This is a genomic window from Lentzea kentuckyensis, assembly GCF_002150765.1.
GTDB classification, from domain to species: Bacteria; Actinomycetota; Actinomycetes; order Mycobacteriales; family Pseudonocardiaceae; genus Lentzea; species Lentzea kentuckyensis.
The window spans coordinates 39,333-56,853 of sequence record NZ_MUYM01000097.1; the positions used below are offsets into that span (position 1 = coordinate 39,333).

The 17,521-nt window shown below is 67.8% G+C and carries 14 protein-coding genes; 6 read left to right on the forward strand and 8 right to left on the reverse strand.

The window, feature by feature from the left end:
- Positions 1-2,628, reverse strand: coding sequence for a valine--tRNA ligase (locus B0F77_RS36615; protein WP_086667626.1), 2,628 nt, complete (start codon positions 2,626-2,628; stop codon positions 1-3).
- Positions 2,629-2,891: 263 nt separating this feature from the next.
- On the opposite strand from B0F77_RS36615, the gene B0F77_RS36620 reads away from it, so the two are divergent.
- The gene (locus B0F77_RS36620; protein ID WP_086667627.1) at positions 2,892-3,590 is read left to right on the forward strand and encodes a hypothetical protein; all 699 of its coding nucleotides are present in this window, start codon (positions 2,892-2,894) and stop codon (positions 3,588-3,590) included.
- Between the two features lie 147 nt (positions 3,591-3,737).
- Complete coding sequence (locus B0F77_RS36625; RefSeq protein ID WP_086667628.1) at positions 3,738-6,023, forward strand: FdhF/YdeP family oxidoreductase; 2,286 nt, start codon at positions 3,738-3,740, stop codon at positions 6,021-6,023.
- Here B0F77_RS36625 and B0F77_RS36630 read toward each other — a convergent pair.
- Complete coding sequence (locus B0F77_RS36630) at positions 6,016-8,208, reverse strand: glycosyl hydrolase family 28 protein (RefSeq protein WP_245849121.1); 2,193 nt, start codon at positions 8,206-8,208, stop codon at positions 6,016-6,018. The genes B0F77_RS36625 and B0F77_RS36630 overlap by 8 nt on opposite strands.
- A 284-nt stretch (positions 8,209-8,492) precedes the next feature.
- Positions 8,493-9,050, reverse strand: coding sequence for an ArsR/SmtB family transcription factor (locus tag B0F77_RS36640; protein WP_086667630.1), 558 nt, complete (start codon positions 9,048-9,050; stop codon positions 8,493-8,495).
- Positions 9,051-9,122: 72 nt separating this feature from the next.
- Between B0F77_RS36640 and B0F77_RS36645 the strand changes: the two genes are divergently transcribed.
- The gene (locus B0F77_RS36645; RefSeq protein WP_086667631.1) at positions 9,123-9,707 is read left to right on the forward strand and encodes a DUF2238 domain-containing protein; all 585 of its coding nucleotides are present in this window, start codon (positions 9,123-9,125) and stop codon (positions 9,705-9,707) included.
- Here B0F77_RS36645 and B0F77_RS36650 read toward each other — a convergent pair.
- Both B0F77_RS36650 and B0F77_RS36655 read right to left on the reverse strand, forming a co-directional pair.
- A complete protein-coding gene (locus tag B0F77_RS36650; protein ID WP_086667632.1) occupies positions 9,652-10,143 on the reverse strand; it encodes a hypothetical protein in 492 nt (163 codons plus the stop codon). The genes B0F77_RS36645 and B0F77_RS36650 overlap by 56 nt on opposite strands.
- A gap of 47 nt (positions 10,144-10,190) precedes the next feature.
- On the reverse strand, positions 10,191-11,705 hold the full coding sequence (locus tag B0F77_RS36655) for a phytoene desaturase family protein (protein WP_086667633.1): 1,515 nt from the start codon (positions 11,703-11,705) through the stop codon (positions 10,191-10,193).
- Positions 11,706-11,770: 65 nt separating this feature from the next.
- Between B0F77_RS36655 and fdhD the strand changes: the two genes are divergently transcribed.
- From fdhD to B0F77_RS36670, 3 genes are read left to right on the forward strand one after another with little or no spacing between them, the layout of a single operon-like run.
- A complete protein-coding gene (fdhD, locus tag B0F77_RS36660; protein WP_086667634.1) occupies positions 11,771-12,598 on the forward strand; it encodes a formate dehydrogenase accessory sulfurtransferase FdhD in 828 nt (275 codons plus the stop codon).
- Complete coding sequence (locus B0F77_RS36665; RefSeq protein WP_086667635.1) at positions 12,585-13,715, forward strand: CaiB/BaiF CoA transferase family protein; 1,131 nt, start codon at positions 12,585-12,587, stop codon at positions 13,713-13,715. The genes fdhD and B0F77_RS36665 overlap by 14 nt, the downstream gene beginning before the upstream one ends.
- A 38-nt stretch (positions 13,716-13,753) precedes the next feature.
- Entirely contained in the window at positions 13,754-14,638 is an 885-nt protein-coding gene (locus B0F77_RS36670; RefSeq protein ID WP_086667636.1) for an alpha/beta hydrolase, read from the forward strand.
- On the opposite strand, the gene B0F77_RS36675 is transcribed toward B0F77_RS36670, so the two are convergent.
- From B0F77_RS36675 to B0F77_RS36685, 3 genes are all read right to left on the reverse strand, one after another.
- A complete protein-coding gene (locus B0F77_RS36675) occupies positions 14,635-15,963 on the reverse strand; it encodes a serine hydrolase domain-containing protein (RefSeq protein ID WP_086667637.1) in 1,329 nt (442 codons plus the stop codon). The genes B0F77_RS36670 and B0F77_RS36675 overlap by 4 nt on opposite strands.
- Positions 15,927-17,225, reverse strand: coding sequence for a serine hydrolase domain-containing protein (locus B0F77_RS36680; protein ID WP_086667638.1), 1,299 nt, complete (start codon positions 17,223-17,225; stop codon positions 15,927-15,929). The genes B0F77_RS36675 and B0F77_RS36680 overlap by 37 nt, the downstream gene beginning before the upstream one ends.
- Before the next feature lie 21 nt (positions 17,226-17,246).
- A partial coding sequence (locus B0F77_RS36685) for an alpha/beta hydrolase (protein ID WP_211294215.1) occupies positions 17,247-17,521 on the reverse strand: 275 nt, incomplete at its 5' end.

Here is a 17,521-nt window from a genome sequence, read left to right on the forward strand (position 1 = left end):
CTACGCCTCCGGCAGCGCGGCCAGGCGCTCGTTGATGCGGGTGATGTCGGCCTCGGCGGTGGCCTTGCGCTCCTCGATCTTGGCCTTGACGTCGGCGGGCGCCTTGGCGAGGAACGCCTCGTTGCCCAGCTTCTTCGTCGTGCCGTCGAGTTCCTTCTGCGCCGCCGCGAGGTCCTTCTCGAGGCGCTTGCGCTCGGCCACGACGTCGATCGCGCCGGACAGGTCCAGCTCGACCTTCACCGCGCCCTTGGGCAGGCCGACCTCCAAGGTGGCGGAGACGGTGAACTCGTCGCCCGGCTCGGTCAGGCGCGTCAGCGAACGGACCGACGGCACCTGGTCGGTCAGGCCGACGCAGCACGCGCCGCGGACCTTGCCCGCGACCTTCTGGCCCGGCTTGAGGCCCTGCTCGGAACGGAACCGGCGGATCTCGGTGGCCAGCTTCTTCAGGCCCTCGATCTGGGCAAGAGCATCGGCATCGCGCTCGGCGCCGGAAGCGGTGGGCCACGACGCGATGACGAGCGACTCCTCGCCGGTCAGCGCGGTCCACAGCGTCTCGGTGATGAACGGGATCGCCGGGTGCAGCAGGCGCAGCAGGACGTCGAGGACGTGGCCCAGGACGGACTGCGTGGCCTCGACGCGGCCGTCCGCGATCTGGACCTTCGCGATCTCCAGGTACCAGTCGCAGAACTCGTCCCACGTGAAGCTGTACAGCGCCTCGCAGGCACGGGAGAACTGGAACGCCTCGAAGTTGGAGTCCACAGTGGACACCAACGCGTCGAGCTCGTCGAGGATCCAGCGGTCGGCCGCCGTCAGCTCGGCACGATCAGGCAGCGGACGGGCCACCGTCGCACCGTTGGCCAGTGCGAAACGGGTGGCGTTCCACAGCTTCGTGGTGAAGTTGCGCGAACCGGCCGCCCACTCCTCGGCGACGGCCATGTCCGAACCGGGGTTCGTGCCGCGCAGCAGCGTGAACCGGGTGGCGTCCGCGCCGTAGCGCTCCATCCAGTCCAGCGGGTCGATGCCGTTGCCCTTGGTCTTCGACATCTTCTTGCCGTACTGGTCCCGGATCAGGCCGTGCAGGAAGACGTGGTCGAACGGCTGGACCTCGTCCATCGCGTACAGACCGAACATCATCATCCGGACGACCCAGAAGAACAGGATGTCGTAGCCGGTCGACAGAACCGAGGTCGGATAGAACTTCTTCAGGTCCTCAGTGGACTCCGGCCAGCCCAGCGTGGAGAACGGCCACAGGCCAGAGGAGAACCACGTGTCGAGGACGTCCTCGTCCTGCCGCCAGCCCTCACCGGTGGGCGCCTCGTCGTCCGGTCCGACGCAGACGACCTCGCCGTTCGGGCCGTAGAAGACCGGGATCCGGTGGCCCCACCACAGCTGGCGCGAGATGCACCAGTCGTGCAGGTTGTCGGTCCAGTCGAAGTACCGCTTGTTCAGCTCGGCCGGGTGGATCTTGGTGCGGCCGTCGCGGACGGCGGCGGACGCGGCCGCCGCGATGCCCTCGACCTTGACCCACCACTGCAGCGACAGGCGCGGTTCGATGACCGTGTCGCACCGCGAGCAGTGCCCGACGGCGTGGACGTACGGCCGCTTCTCCGCGACGATCCGGCCCTCCGCGCGCAACGCGGCGACGATCGCCGGGCGCGCCTCGAACCGGTCGAGCCCCTCGAACGGGCCGTGCGCGGTGATGGTCGCGCGGCCGTCCATGATCGTGAGGTTCGGCAGGTTGTGCCGCTGGCCGATCTCGAAGTCGTTCGGGTCGTGGGCCGGGGTGACCTTGACCGCGCCGGTGCCGAACTTCGGGTCGACGTGCGTGTCGGCGACGATCGGGATGCGGCGGCCGGTCAGCGGCAGCTCGACCTCGGTGCCGATGAGGTGCTGGTAGCGCTCGTCGTCCGGGTGGACGGCGACCGCGGTGTCACCGAGCATCGTCTCGGCGCGCGTGGTCGCGACGACGATCGAGTTCTCGCCATCGCCGTAGCGGATCGAGACGAGCTCGCCGTCGTCCTCGCTGTGGTCGACCTCGACGTCCGACAACGCCGTCTGGCAGCGCGGGCACCAGTTGATGATCCGCTCGGCCTGGTAGATCAGACCGTCGTCGTACATCTTCTTGAAGATCGTCTGGACGGCGCGCGACAGCCCCTCGTCCATGGTGAAGCGCTCGCGCGACCAGTCGATGCCGTCGCCGAGCCGCTTCATCTGGTCGAGGATCTTGCCGCCGTACTCCTCTTTCCACTCCCAGACGCGCTCGACGAACTTCTCGCGCCCGAGGTCGTGCCGCGACATGCCCTGCTTGGCCAGGTCGCGCTCGACGGCGTTCTGGGTCGCGATGCCCGCGTGGTCCATGCCGGGCAACCACAGGACCTCGTAGCCCTGCATGCGGCGACGCCTCGACAGCGCGTCCATCACGCTGTGGTTCATCGCGTGGCCCATGTGGAGCGAGCCGGTGACGTTGGGCGGGGGCAGCACGATCGTGAACGGCGGCTTGTCGCTCTTGACGTCCGCCTCGAAGTACCGCCGGTCGACCCACCGCTGGTACAGCTCCGCCTCTACCTCCGCCGGAGTCCACGCGGCGGGGAGGTCAGGACGCTGGGTTGCGGTGTCGAGTTCAGTCACAGCTGTCAAGTCTACGGAGGCGGGGGTATCGACTTGAATCGAGATACCTGCTAGGGCCTGTATCGAGGTCTGGGTTCGATGAGAGTCGCGCCTGAGGTGGTTCCTGGCGGTGCGGACGAGCGGTCCGCATACCGGTGTTGTATGTGGGCCGTTCGGCCGTGCCGCCAGGGGCCGCCTCAGGCCCGGCTATCGCGAAGCCAGACCTCGATACAGGCCCCAGCGGCGACAGGCAACCTTCACAGGCCCGCGAACGTGCTGTTCTCGTGAACAACAAGGTGGTGTCCACCGTCGCGTTGCTCGTCATCGGCGCGGTGCTTCTCGGGCTCTACCTGCGAGCTCAAGCGCCCTCGGTGAACGTGCGGATCCCGTTCGCCGGCACGCCTGCCGAGCAGTGGCAGGACGGCGCCGACGGCATCAGCGTGCCGGGTCCCGACCCCGTCTACGAGCAGGTGCGGCAGGCCCTCGTCGCGTCGCGGACGGACCCGGTGATGATCAGCGAGCACAAACCCGACAGGTTCCTGGCGATGCTCGCACCGGACGTGCGCGACCAGGTGGCCCGCGACCTCCCCGGCTGGACCACCCGGCTCAAGCCGGGCACGAGGCTGATCGGCCTGAAGGTGTCCGGGAAGATGACGCTGGGCCAGAAGAACGGCTACCCGGCCGTGGTGACCGACTACGTGTTCGCCTACGCGTTCGAGCCGCCGGATCCGGGGAAGCTGCGCAGCCAGATGGAGATGGTCGCGGCCAGCCGCCAGCAGGTGACGTTCACGGTCACGCCGGCCGGGCTGTGGCCCTCCGACGCCGCGGGTTTCCAGTACTCGATCGCGTGCAGGGCGGCACGGGACGGGTTCCTCGCGCCGCAGTTCACGGAGCCGGCCGCACCGGACGACGGCGTCACGAAGGACGACCGCAGGTACTTCACCACGGACAGCAGCGTGCCGACCGAGAACACCTGCGATTGATCACCCTTTCAGAGGTGCCGGGCAGGAGTGACGGCGATCACAATTGCCGTCACGGACCGTTGAACCCCTTGGGGCCCGTGACGACGACGCCGCCGCGTTCTTCGGGGGCGCTGGCGGCGCCGACGTCGATCAGCGAAGAATGAAGCCATGAGCAGCAAGCCCCCGCAGCACGACGTCGACGAGTCCGCGCTCGAAGTCACCACCCCCAAGACATGGGCAGCGGGTATTCCCGGTGTGCTCGTGTCGCTCGACCGCGCGGTCGAGCAGATGGGTGTCGGGCGCACCGTCAAGACGTTGCGACTGCTCAACCAGCGTGAAGGTTTCGACTGTCCCGGTTGCGCGTGGCCGGAGCCGCAGGGCCACCGCAAGATGGCGGAGTTCTGCGAGAACGGCGCCAAGGCCGTCGCCGAGGAAGCCACCAAACGACGGATCGGGCCGGCGTTCTTCGCCGAGCACTCGGTGGAGAGCCTCGCGACCAAGACGGACTACTGGCTCGGCCAGCAGGGCAGGCTCACCGAGCCGATGGTCCTCAAGCCCGGTGCCACGCACTACACGCCGATCAGCTGGGACGCCGCGTTCACGCTGGTCGCGGAAGAGCTGAACGCCCTGTCCTCACCCGATGAGGCGATCTTCTACACGTCGGGCCGCACCAGCAACGAGGCCGCGTTCCTCTACCAGCTGCTGGTCCGCTCGTTCGGCACCAACAACCTGCCGGACTGCTCGAACATGTGCCACGAGTCCTCCGGCGCCGCGCTGAACGAGACCATCGGCATCGGCAAGGGCTCAGTGTCGATCAAGGACTTCGACCTCGCCGACCTGATCGTGGTCGTCGGCCAGAACCCCGGCACGAACCACCCGCGCATGCTCAGCGCGCTGGAGGACGCCAAGAAGAACGGCGCGAAGATCATCGCCGTGAACCCGCTGCCGGAAGCGGGCCTGATGCGGTTCAAGAACCCGCAGAACGTCGCCGGCGTCGTCGGCAGGGGCACCGCGCTGTGCGACGAGTTCGTGCAGATCAAGGTCGGCGGAGACCAGGCGCTGTTCCAGGCGATCGGTCACCTCCTGCTGGAGTGGGACAAGATCGACAGGGAGTTCATCTCCAGCGTCACGCACGGCTTCGAGGAGTACGCGGCGAGCGTGCGCGACCTCGACTGGGACCGTGTGCTCACCGCGACCGGCCTCACCCGCGAGCAGATCACCCGCGTGGCCGGCATGTTCGTCGACTCGCAACGCACGATCGCCTGCTGGGCCATGGGTCTCACGCAGCACAAGCACAGCGTGCCGACCATCCGCGAGGTCACGAACGTGATGTTCCTGCGCGGCATGATCGGCAAGCCGGGCGCGGGCCTGTGCCCCGTGCGCGGCCACTCGAACGTGCAGGGCGACCGGACGATGGGCATCTACGAGAAGATGCCGGAGAAGTTCCTGCTGGCACTGGAGACCGAGTTCGGCATCCCGGTGCCGCGCAAGCACGGTTTCGACACCGTCGACGCGATCAACGCCATGCGCCACGGCCGCGGCAAGGTGTTCATCGCGATGGGCGGCAACTTCGTCAGCGCCACCCCGGACACCCCGGTGACCGAGAAGGCGCTGGAGCAGTGCTCGTTGACCGTGCACGTCTCGACGAAGCTCAACCGCTCGCACGTGATCCACGGCCGTACCGCGCTGATCCTGCCCGCCTTGGGACGCACCGAGAGCGACGTGCAGCACTCGGGCGAGCAGTTCGTGACGGTCGAGGACTCGATGTCGGTCGTGCACCGCTCGCGTGGCCGGTTGAAGCCCGCGTCGGACCAGTTGCTGTCCGAGATCTCGATCGTCTGCCGTCTCGCACGCAAGACGCTCGGTGCCTCACACCCCGTTGCGTGGGAAACGTTCGAGAAGGACTACGACATCATCCGCGAGCACATCTCTCGCGTGGTGCCGGGTTGCACGGACTACAACACGCGCGTGCGTCAGCCCGACGGTTTCGTGCTGCCGCACCCGCCGCGTGACTCGCGAGAGTTCGCCACGGCGACCGGCAAGGCGAACTTCACCGCGAACGAGCTGACGGTGCTGGAGGCGCCGGAGGGCCGGTTGCTGATGCAGACCCTGCGCAGCCACGACCAGTACAACACCACGATCTACGGCCTGGACGACCGCTACCGGGGCGTGAAGGACGGCCGGCGCGTGGTGTTCGTGAACCCCGACGACATCAAGGAGCTCGGGTTCTCCGACGGTCAGATGGTCAACATCATCTCGGAGTGGAAGGACGACCCGACGGGCGTTGTGGAACGCCGCGCCGAGTCGTTCCGGATCGTCTCGTACCCGACCGCGCGGGGCTGCGCGGCCACGTACTTCCCCGAGGCGAACCCCTTGGTGCCGTTGGACTCCAAGGCGGACATCTCGGGGACTCCGACCTCCAAGTCGGTGATCGTGCGGCTGGAAGCTATTTGATGATCACACTGTAGTTGCTGGCACCACCGTTGGGTCCCAGTTGGACCTCTCCCGCCGGGAAGCCCTTGGCGTACAGGCGGAAGGTCTTCGGGGACCCTTCGGTGTTGACCAGCTGCAGGCCGCTGTCGAGCCACAGCGCGTCCATCCACGGACGTTTGCCCAGCCGCATGTCGACCGCGACGTAGACCACCGCGTCGCGGTTGATCGTGAAGCGCGCCAACGGGTTCTGCGTCGCGGACTTCGAGTCGTTGGCGGTGCGGACCCACTGCGCGCCCGCCACCTCCGCCGGCACCGAGCTGAACGTGAAGTCGCGGTCGCCGTACTGCGCGACGCCGGTCCGCAGGTTCGTCTGCAACGACCAGTCCGCCGCGTTCCCGGTGTCCGCCACCGAAAGCCCGCTCAGCACCAACTCGTCCGGCGCGTCACCGATCGTCAGCTTGGCGATGGCGGACTTCGTGATCGCGCCCGCCGTGCCGGTCACGGTGATGTTCGACGTGCCTTGCGGGGTGCCCGGCAGCGTCGCCACAGTCATCACCGAGGTGTCACCGGGGTTCACGGTCTGCGGGTTGAACTGGACCACCGCGCTGGCCGGGATGTTCTCGGCGTCCAGCGTGATCGGGCCCGGAGCACCCGTCGCGGTCGTGCGGATCGCGTACGACGCGGTCTCGCCGGGCTGGATCGTCCGTGCGGCCGGGTCGACGGTGAGGCTGAAGTCGTTGCTGACACCGCACTTCTCGGTCGAACCGGTGTTCTGGACCCGCGGCGAACCGCTGTTGCGGACGCAGAACCCGTTGGTGTTGCGGAACAGGAAATCCGTCGGGCTGCTGGTGCCGCGCTCCCAGCCGAACGTGTCGAACAGCAGGTCCGTCGAGTTGTCGGCGATCACCGCGGGCCGGCCGTCGTTGCTGGTGAACGAGACCGCGCTGCCTCCCACCCACTTGATGCGGTCGGCATACCGGACGTACCAGCCGTACGCGGGCCGCGTGCCGATGCTGTTCGGGTTGTAGTTGGTGCGGTCGTTGCTCGGCGGGCTGGTCGACATGGTGCCGTTGCCGCCGGGCACGTTGATCTTGACGTTGGTGAACGTCACGTCCGTGACGTGACCGTCGACGTCACCCATGATCGTGGGGCTGAACGACGGCGAGGCACCGTTGATCGTGATGTTGTCGTAGGTGATGTTCTTGATCGTGCCGACGCCGGGGCTGTTCCCGCAGCGTTTGCGGGCGCCGACCTTGAGCATGATCGGCGACCGCACGCCGCTGACGGTGATGTCCCGGTAGTGCACGTCGGAGATGACCGAGCCGTCCATCGACACGAGCCCAAGCCCGGACTTGTTGGAACCCTTGATGTCGATCCGCTGGAAGTCGTAGCCGGTGAAGTCACCGCACGTCTCCGAGCCGAACATCAACGCGTTGCAACACCCCGCGCTGAGCTTCGTGTCGTACACCTTCACGTTGCCGTTGCTCAGCTTCTGCCCGAGCGCGTAGTCGCTCTTGAACGCCAACGCGTCGTCGTTGCCCGCGAAGTTGCCGTTGGTGATCGTCACGTTCGTGGTGCTGATGACGTTCCAACCGTCGCGGTCGCTCGCGGTGTCGATCGTCAGGCGGTCGCTGACCACGTTCTTGCAGCCGTTGATCAGCATCGCGAAGTGCCCACCGCGGCGCAGTTTGATGCCGCTGACCGTGAGGTTCTCGCAGCGCGTCAACGAGATGATCTTGTCGGCCTGCCCGCTGTCCGGGTTGCCGGTGATCAGCGCGCCACCACCGTCGATCGTGCCGGAGCCGACGAAGCCGATGTTGGTCAGCCGGTCGCCCCAGATCATGGCGTTGTGGAAGTGGCTGTGCCCGTAGTCCTGGTACTTGTCGTTGGGATTCGGCTCTGGCTTGTCGTACCCGCTGCCACTCGCGCCCATGATCGTGGCGCCCGCGTCGAGCTGCAGCGTCACGTTGCTCTTCATGTGGATCGAGTTGGGCGAGCGGTACGTGCCGGACGGGAACCGCACCGTGCCGCCGCCCGCGCTGTTCGCCGCCGTGATCGCCCTGTCGATTGCCGCCGTGTCGTTGGCGCTGCCGTTGCCGACGGCGCCGTAGTCCTTGACGTTGAACTCCGCTGCTTGAGCGGGTTCCGCCAGCACTGCCACAGCCAACAGTGCCGCCATCGCCGCCGTGCCGAGTCTCCGGAACACCGATGTTCTCCCCTCGGTCGAGGTGAAACTTGGTGAAAACCTTTACAGCGGCGGCGAGTGCACACGCTACGCCGGTCGAACGCGACCGAACAGCCTCCAGCGGCGGCGCCCCGACGCGAGCAGCCCACTCCCGACCCTGCCCACTGGCTTGGCGGCAGCTTCCTCAGGTGCGCGAACGAGCCGCCGGGCGGCCGCGTCAGCCTCCAACTCGTCCTGCCTCATCTTCGCGATAGCAAACGCGTGGTCGTGCGACAACATGGCGAATCCCCTCAACTCGGACTGACTTACTCAGACGAAACGGTTGTACTCACGAAGAAGCGCACCGCCCGAGAGCCTTCAGGTCGCAGCTCCGGGTTCTCCACGCGCTCGTCGTAGCGGTCGAGCAACGCCCGCACCTCACGCTGGACCTCGCGCAACTCCTCGCGCGTCATGAACGTCGTCGTGCTGATGACGCCGTAGTGGTCGCGCCACTCGTCCGACAGATGCTCGTGCTGACGCGCGTACTCGCGGATGCGCTCGAACTCCTGGTCCAGATAGGCCATCTCGGCGGCTTCGGCGGCCATCATGCCCTCGTCGTCGAGTCCTTCGGCCGAGATCATCTGATGCCGCTTGACGATCCGCCACGGCTTCTGCCTGCCAGGACCTTCCACCTCCGCCACAAAGCCGTACTTGGCCAGCATGTTCAGGTGGTACGAGCAGCTGGCGACACTCTCACCGAGCTTCGCCGAGCACTGCGTGGCGGTGCTCGGCCCCTGCTCGGTGAGCAGGTTGATCAGCTTCCACCGGAACGGATGCGAGAGCGCCCGGAGAACTTTGGGGTCAGTGATGGGAGCGTCCGTCATGGCACCACCGTACGCGTATCAATAAACCTTTAGCAAGGTTCCTTGATATATAAATCCTGATATAAAAGCCGCATGACCAGGGGGCAGCTGTGGCTGTTGGGGGCGTTCGGGGCGTTGGTGGCGGTCACGTGGATCGACCCGCCGTGGCCCGCCGAGCAGGCGTTGCACAGTTCGTTGACGGCCGTCGCACTCGTGGCGTTGTGGCTGCTCAGGAAGCGCCTCGACACCGCGCAATGGGCGTGGGCACTGCTGTTCCTCGCGCTGCACACGATCGCGGCGCGGTGGATCTACTCGTTCGTGCCGTACGACGACTGGACCCAAGCTCTGTTCGGCGTGCGGCTGTCCGAGGTGTTCGACTGGGACCGCAACCACTTCGACCGGCTCGTGCACTTCGCGTACGGCGTGTGCCTGACCGCGGTGCTGCGGCAGAAGTGGTTGCGGTCGTTGGAGATCGTGCTCGCGACGAGCGCGGCGTACGAACTGCTGGAGTGGGCGATCGCGATGACGCTCGCGCCCGAGGTCGCCGAGGCCTACAACGGCCAGCAGGGCGACATGTGGGACGCCCACGCGGACATGGCGCTGGCCGCGTTGGGCGCCCTCGTCACCAGTCTGGTGAGTTACGTGCGACGGCGGTCACCAGCGGCAGCGACTCGATGACCGGCACCCGCAACAGCTCCGCGGGCACGTCCGGGTCGCGCACCGGCTCGATGAGCTCCCGCAGCAACGCCCCGACGACGTCGTCCGCGGCCTGGTCGACCTCGTGGATGAGGTCACGCAGCTGATCAGCGGCCTCGTTGAGCACCCGCGGCCGTTGCGGCTCCTCCAACATCAGCGCGGCCAGCCGCAGCACCCGCCGGCACGTGCGCAGGCGCAGGCTCCTGCTGGCCGACTCGCGGGCACCCGCGAGCCCCAACCGTCCGCGCGTGCGCTCGATCCACGGTTCGACCGTTTCGCGGCGCCAGATCGGACCCGACGCGAGCTCGGCGTCCGGCTCTGGAATGCCGTGCGAGCGCCTCTTTCGCCACACAGCCACCAGTTGCCGACTGAGCCCCATGGCGTCGGCGATCTCCGCGATCCCGTAAAAGTCCCCCACGCCGTGAAATGTAACCAGAGATGACGTTCAATGTCATCAAAAATGTCTCAAATACGTTCGAGAACCGCTCGCGCCGCGTTGTGGCCGCCGATGCCACTGACACCGCCGCCGCGCCGGGAGCCCGCACCGCAGACGAAGACGTTGTCCACGTCGGTCTCGACGCCCCATTTGCCAACCTCGTCGTCGGTCTCGGCGAACGGCCAGTCGAGCTCTCCGTGGAAGATGTTGCCACCCGGCAGTCCGAGCTCTTCCTCCAGGTCCAGTGGCGTGCGGGCCTCGATGCACGGCCGGCCGTTCCCATCTACGGCCAGGCAGTCCTGGATCGGCTCGACCAGGTGGACGTTGAGCTGGTCGAGGTAGCGCCGCACCAGCTCGTCGCGCAGCTCAGAGTTGCGTCCCTCGAACAACGACGCGGGCAGGTGCAGGCCGAACAACGTCAACGTCTCGTGGCCCGCCAACGACGGCCCGAGGATCGACGGGTCGGTCAGCGAGTGGCAGTACATCTCGCCCGGCAGCACCGACGGCACCTGCCCGGCGGCGCTCTCCAGGTACGCGGTCTCCAGCTGGTCGTAGGACTCGTCGAGGTGGAACGTGCCGGCGAACGCGAGCCGCGCGTCGACCCCGGACTTCAGCTCCGGCAGCTTGCGCAGCAGCATGTTGATCTTCAGTTGGCAGCCGGGCGCGTCGTGGACTTCCTTGCCCCGCAACCGTCCCAGCACGGACGGCGCCACGTTGGACAGCACGTACCGGGCCTCGAAAGTCTCCGCACCACAGCCGACGGACGCGGTCTTGCCGTCCGACTCGACGGACGTCACCTCGGCCCCCGTGACGATCTGCGCACCGGCTTCGCGCGCCGCCCGTTCCAGCTCGGCCGTGACGGCACCCATACCGCCGACCGGGACCTTCCACTCGCCGGTGCCGTTGCCGACGATGTGGTAGAGGAAACACTTGTTGGCGCGCAACGAATGCAGCGACGAATGCGTGCCGATCAACGCGTCGGTCGCCACGACCCCGCGCACCAGGTTGTTGTCGAACAACTCCTGCAACGTCGCGCCGATCGGGCGTTCGAAGACCTGGTCCCACAACCGGCCGCGCGCCACCGCGTCGACGTGCACGCGCAGATGTTCACGTGACACCAACGGTTCCAAAAGAGTCGGCGCCAACGCCTGAGCCATCGACTCCAGGTCGGCATACCAGCGCTGCCACCGCTCCCAGTCGTCCAGCGACCCGCACACGGCCTCGAACGACGCCACGGTCGCCTTGCCGGGCGAGCGTTCGACCAGCAGTCCGGTCTTGCCGTTCGGCGTGTACGACGACGCGGAACGGGACCGCAGCGCGAGGTTCAGCCCCAGATCAGCGACGATCTGGTCCGGTAAGAGCGACACCAGGTAGGAGAACCGGGACAGCCGGGCGTCGACGCCTTCCCACGGTGACGCGCTCACGGCCGCGCCGCCGACGTGCGGCAGCTTCTCCAGCACCCTGACCGACTTCCCCGCCCGTGCGAGGTACGCGGCCGCCACCAGCCCGTTGTGGCCGCCTCCCACGATCACGACGTCGTCCATGCCCCGAGATCCCTCCCACGTAGCCTGGTCGTGGGGAAACATAGCGGTCCGAAGGAGACGTGCACATGGGCCGAGTTACGGTTCGCCGAGCGGTCGAGCGGGTGTCGTCGAACGGTCGGCGGCGCCGGGTGGACGCGCTGGCGGCCGAGGAGCCGCTGGAGCTGAGGGTCAACGGCAGGGCGTTGGCCGTAACGATGCGCACTCCCGGCCAGGACGTGGAGCTCGCGCACGGCTTCCTGCTCAGCGAGGGCGTGATCGGGAACGCGCAGGACATCTCGATCGCCCGGTTCTGCGAGGGCACCGGGCCGGACGGGATGAACACCTACAACGTGCTGGACATCGCACTGGCCGACGGGGTGCCACCGCCGGACACCGGGGTGGAGCGGAACTTCTACACCACGTCGTCGTGCGGGGTCTGCGGAAAGGCCGCGCTGGACGCCGTCAAGCTCAAGACGCGCTACTCCCCCGCGCTGGACGAGGTCCGGGTCACGCCAGAGGCGCTGACGGGCTTCCCGGACGCGTTGCGGGAACGGCAGAAGGTCTTCGAGAGCACCGGAGGGCTGCACGCGGCCGGGCTGTTCCTGGACGGCGAGCTGCTGGTGGTGCGGGAGGACGTGGGCCGGCACAACGCCGTCGACAAGGTGCTCGGCTGGGCGGTGCTGCAGAACCTCGTGCCGTTGCGCGGCGCGGTGCTGATGGTGTCCGGGCGAGCGTCGTTCGAGCTGGTGCAGAAGGCCGCGATGGCCGGAATTCCGGTGCTCGCCGCGGTGTCGGCGCCGTCGTCGCTCGCCGTCGAGCTCGCCGAGGAGCAGGGCATGACGCTCGTCGGGTTCCTGCGCGGCGACTCGATGAACGTCTACACCGGTGGGGAGCGCGTGCTTGAGACCGCTTGACGGCGTCGTGGTGGTGAGCCTCGAACAGGCCGTCGCCGTGCCGTACGCGACGCGGCTGCTGGCGGATCTCGGGGCCAGGGTCATCAAGATCGAACGGCCCGGCGTCGGCGACTTCGCCCGGCACTACGACTCGTCGTGCGGCGAGGTGTCGTCGTACTTCGCGTGGACGAACGTCGGCAAGGAGTCGGTGTCCCTCGACATCAACCACCCCGACGGCCGTGAGGTGCTGGAACGGCTGGTCGCCCGCGCCGACGTGCTGCTGTGCAACCTGTCGCCGCGGGTCTGGCAGCGGCTCGGCCTGGACCTGCCGGAGAGGTTGATCGTCGGTGAGCTGTCCGGCTACGGCTGGGACGGTCCGTACGCGGACCGCAAGGCGTTCGACGCGCTGGTGCAGTCCGAGGCCGGGCTGGTGTCGCTGACCGGCGAGGGCGACGTGATGGCCCGCGCCGGCATCTCGGTGGCGGACATCGCGGCCGGGGTGCAGCTGCAGGCCGCGGTGCTGGCCGCGTTGCTGCAGAAAGCTCGCACAGGTGAGGGCGCGCGATTGCGGTTGTCGCTGTTCGAGGCGATGGCCGAGTGGATGCACCAGCCGATGCTCTACGCCGCCGGGACCGGTGCCGCCGCCCCGCGGTCGGGTGCACACCACCCGAGCATCGCGCCGTACGGGCCGGTGGCCTGTTCGGACGGTGCCGTGCATCTGGCCGTGCAGAACGACGGTCAGTGGCAGCGGTTGTGCGGGTTGATCGGGCTCGCCGCCGAGGAGAGGTTCGCCACAGTGGCCTCTCGCGTCGAGCACCGTGCCGAGCTGCAGGACCTGCTCGAACAAGCCTTTTCCGGCATGAGTTCCGCGGATCTGCTGACCGCTTTGGACGCGGCAGACGTGCCGGCCGCGCTGACCAGGCCGATCACCGACCTGCCCACGCACCCGCAGCTCGACACGTGGGTTGACGTGCAGGTTCCCGGCGGAACGGCACGAATGCTGCCGCCTCCGGTCGCCGGATTCGACTGGTCACCGGGTGCGGTCCCAGCACTCGGCGCGCACAATGATCACGTGTTGCGCTGGCTGGGTTATTCGGACGGGGAACTGTCCTCATTACGCGTGCGTTCCGTCCTCTAGAAGGAAACGAGGAACGGTTCCCACGCGATGAGGTGAGCATGGGGGATCCGAAGTACAGCCGCCGCACCCTGGTCGCGGCGCTCGGCGTGGTCATCGCGACAGCCACCGGCGTCGCGACGTACGTGTCGTCGTCGTCCTCCGAGGCCACCGAACGCCAGATCGCCACGGCGGACCGCGTCAACAGCGCGGCGGCCGCCAAGCCGACGATCCGCTTCGAGCGGGTGTACTCGACCGCCCGCCACCGCGACGTGACCCTCGCCTTCTACCTCCCGAGCGGCGCGAACCCGCGCGGCCTGCCGATGTCGATCCTGCTGCACGGCCTGCACGGCGACGCCCGGCACGCGTCCATCGGCAACCTCGCCGAGGTCCTGTCCGCCGCCGTCGCGAAGGGCTCCGTCCCCGCGTTCGGTTTCGTCGCGGTGGACGGCGGCGACAACTACTGGCACGAGAACGTCCCCGGCGACAACCCGATGGCCATGCTGCTCGACGAGCTCCCCGGCTGGCTCAAGGAACGCGGCTACGGCCAGCCGTTCGCCGTCACGGGCGTCTCCATGGGCGGCTTCGGCGCACTGCTCTACGCGCGGCGCCGGGCTGAGCGCGGCGACCCGATCGCGGCCGCCGCGGCCATCTCGCCCGGCCTGATCACCACCTGGCCGGAGATGGCCAAGCGCAAGGCGTTCAAGAACGAAGGTGAGTGGGCCTCGCTGGACCCGCTGCGGCACCTGAAGTCGACCGGCCCGACCGCGCTCGGCGTGTGGATCGGCGACCGCGACCGGTTCATCGAGGGCACCCGCCAGTTCATGCACGCGGTGCGGCCCGAGGTCGGCGTGGTCAAGGGCGGCGGGCACGACGACGGGCTCTACCGCAAGGTGACACCCGACGTCGTGCAGTTCCTCGCCAAGTACGCGAAGCGCGCGGTTTAGACGCGCATCGCCGCCCGGCCCCAGTGCACCCAGCCGACGCGGCCGTTCTCGTCGCGGCCGCCCAGCGGGAGCACGGCACTCCCGTCCGCGGCGATCAGCATGTCGTCGTTCAGATGCACGTAGTCGCATTCATCCGCCGAGAGCAGCGCCGCGCTGACCGGGTCACGGCCGACCAGCCGCACCTTCACCCGGCCGTCTTCGCCTGGCGTGACGTGGATGTCGAGCGTTGAACAGCGGTAGTGCCCCACGACCTTGTCCAGGTCCAGCGGAGCCGGATCAGCCGGCAGATCGGCGAACTTCCGTTTGCGCACGTCCGTCAGCTCGCCCAGCAGATGTTCGAGGAGCGCGGCGAAGAACTTCCCGAACGCCTCTCCTCCGTTGGACAGCACGGCCACCGCGACCCCGGCCGCCGGCACGACCCGCAGCACCGACACGTACCCCATCGTCATACCGGTGTGGCCGATCACCTCGCCGCCCTCGTAGTTGGACAGCTCCCAGCCGAGGCCCCACCACCACTCTCCGTTACCGAAGTCCGGGTGCGTGACCTGCCTCTCCCGCATCACGTCGAACTCGTCGGTTCCCAGATGCATCCGCACGAACTGGAGCAGCTCGCGGGCGGGTATCGCGAGCACAGAGCCGCCCGCCAGCCACGACTCCGGCAGGTGTTCGGTGGTCGGCTTGCCCTTCAGGTGCCCGTCCGCCATCTCACGCTCGGCGTACTCGGCCCGTGCCACCGCGACGTTCCGCAGCCCGATCTCGTCGGCCAGTTCGCGCAGGACGTCCGCGAAACGCTTGCCGCGCAACACTTCGACGATCCGGCCGAGCACCGCGTAGCCGCTGTTGCAGTACGAGTAGAGCTCGCCCGGCGAGCTGGACTGCCCGGCGTCCGCGAGCAGTTCGACGTACCGCGCAAGCATGTCGTCGCCCGAGCCGGTCTCGAACTTCAGGTCACCCTCGAAACCCGCTGTGTGGCACAGGAGATGGCGCGGTGTGACGACCTTCGCCGCCTGCTCGTCGGCGAGCTTGAACTCGGGCAGCACATCGCGCACCGGCCGGTCGAGATCGAGCAGGCCCTCGTTGACCAGTTGCATGATCAGCGTGGCCGTCCAGACCTTGGTGATCGAACCGATCTGGAACAGCGTGTCGTTCGTGACCGGCTCGTTCGTGACGTTGTTGCGCACACCCGCCGCCGCGTCGACGATCTCACCGTTGTTCAGCACAGCTACTTGCGCACCAACGATTCCGTGCTCTTCGAGCAACTCCGGCAACCTGCGCTCGATCCAGTCCTTCACCGACGCACCGCCACTCGCCCCCAGTGCAGCCACTTGACCCTCCCCTTCTCGTCACGTCCACAAAGGACGACCACTTCGTGGGAGCCGCCCTCCTTCTCCACAGCGATCAACGCGTCGTCGCGGAATCCCACGTACTCCTCGACCACGTCCGGCGCGTCGCCATCCCTGGCCGCTGCCCGCATCCTCACGCGCCCGCCCTCACCCGCGGCGACGTGGATGTCGGCCCGCTGGGCGCGGTAGACCCCCGCGACCTTGTCGACGTCGATCGGCACGGGGACGGCGGGTGGCTCCGGGGGCTGCCGCAAGGTGACGTTCGCCAGCTCTCCCAGCACCTTCGCGCGCACCGCCCGTGCGACGGGGAAGGCCGTTCCGCCGTTGGTGAGGACCGCGACCGCGAGGCCGGACTCCGGGATCACCCACAGGTAGGCCCGAAAGCCCGGTGTCTGTCCCGCGTGCCCCACCCCGGTGAGGCCGTTGTCGTAGTCCTGCAGGATCCAGCCGAGGCCCTGCCTGCCGCCGAAGCCGAAGTCGGGCTGCACGACCTGGGTTTCCCGCATGGCGTCGAACTCGGTGGTGTCCAGGTGCATCCGCACGAACGCGAGCAGATCCCGCGCACTCATGGCGAGCACCGAGCCGGCCGGTGTGTCTCCCTCGGGCGTCTTCTCTTCGACGGGCTTCATCGCGTCGTGGCCCGACGCGTGCAGCCGGCCCGCGTATTCGGCATGGCGCGTGGCAGCGTTGATGCCGAGCCGGTCGATCAGACGTTCGCGCAGAACGGTGTTGAAAGGCTTGCCGCGCAACACCTCCACGATCCGGCCGAGCACCACGTACCCGCTGTTGCAGTACACGTACAGCTCACCCGGCGGAGACGTCTGCTCCGTGTCGGCCATGCGCTCCAGGTACTTCACCAGGATGTCGTCGCCGTCGCCGGTGTCGTAGTAGAGATCGCCCTCGAACCCCGCCGTGTGGCACAGGAGTTGGCGTGGCGTGATGACGCTCGCGGCCTGCTCATCGGCCAGTTTGAACTCCGGCAGGACCTCCCGCACCGGACGATCGAGGTCCAGTAAGCCCTCGTTCACCAGTTCCTGAACCAGCGTGGCCGTCCAGATCTTGGTGATCGAGCCGATCTGGAAGATCGCGTCGGACGTCACCGGCTCGTTGGTGACGTTGTTCAGCACGCCTGCTACTGCGTCAACGATCTCTCCGTTGTGCAGCACGGCTACTTGAGCGCCGACAACGCCGTGTTCCGCGATGAGTTCGGGCAGCTTGCTACGCAGCCATTCGGCTGTGTTCACGTTCCCCCCAGAATGTGATGGTTAGCGCGGTGAGAGCGGCACCGTCTTCGACCGCACCCACTTGAGCACCGCGGGCCACTCGCCGTAGCCCGCGTCGATGTTGATGTGCGCCGCGCCCGGCAGCACGTCGACCTCGATGCGCAGCGCCTCGGCCAGTTGCTTGGCCGCCGGCATCGAGCAGTACGGGTCTCCCTCACCCACGACCAGGCGCGTCTCGGTGGCCGCGCGCCGCAGCCCGGTGGGCTCGATCGGGGCGGGGAAGAACGACTTGATGGCCGGTTCCGTGTAGTCCGGGG